1 rRNA gene is annotated in these 572 nt (G+C 46.2%); it reads right to left on the reverse strand.

Going from position 1 to position 572, the window contains the following annotated elements:
• Positions 1-572, reverse strand: a 23S ribosomal RNA gene (locus tag Q0662_RS11920); the annotation flags it as partial.

Raw genomic sequence — 572 nt, forward strand, 5'->3', positions numbered from 1 at the left:
TCGGAACTTACCCGACAAGGAATTTCGCTACCTTAGGACCGTTATAGTTACGGCCGCCGTTTACTGGGGCTTCATTTTATCGCTTCGCCGAAGCTAACAACTCCACTTAACCTTCCAGCACCGGGCAGGTGTCAGGCCTTATACATCATCTTTCAATTTAGCAAAGCCCTGTGTTTTTGATAAACAGTCGCCTGGACCTTTTCACTGCGGCCACGCCGTAAAGCGTGGCGACCCTTCTCCCGAAGTTACGGGTCTATTTTGCCTAGTTCCTTAGCCATGAATCTCTCGAGCACCTTAGAATTCTCATCCCAACTACCTGTGTCGGTTTACGGTACGGGTTCTTATAATCTGAAGCTTAGAGGTTTTTCTTGGAAGCCTTTAGGCACACTATCCACGCAGCCGAAGCCTTATGGTACTATCAACTTTCTCCAAAATCTGCGGATTTGCCTACAAATTCTATAGATACAGTCTTCAACGTACTATTCCGTCAGTACACGGTGCTTTCAATACTCCGTCACCCCATCGCAATTATAAGAAGTACAGGAATATTAACCTGTTATCCATCGACTACT

Origin of the sequence: uncultured Polaribacter sp., assembly GCF_947503855.1 — a bacterium.
GTDB lineage: Bacteria > Bacteroidota > Bacteroidia > Flavobacteriales > Flavobacteriaceae > Polaribacter.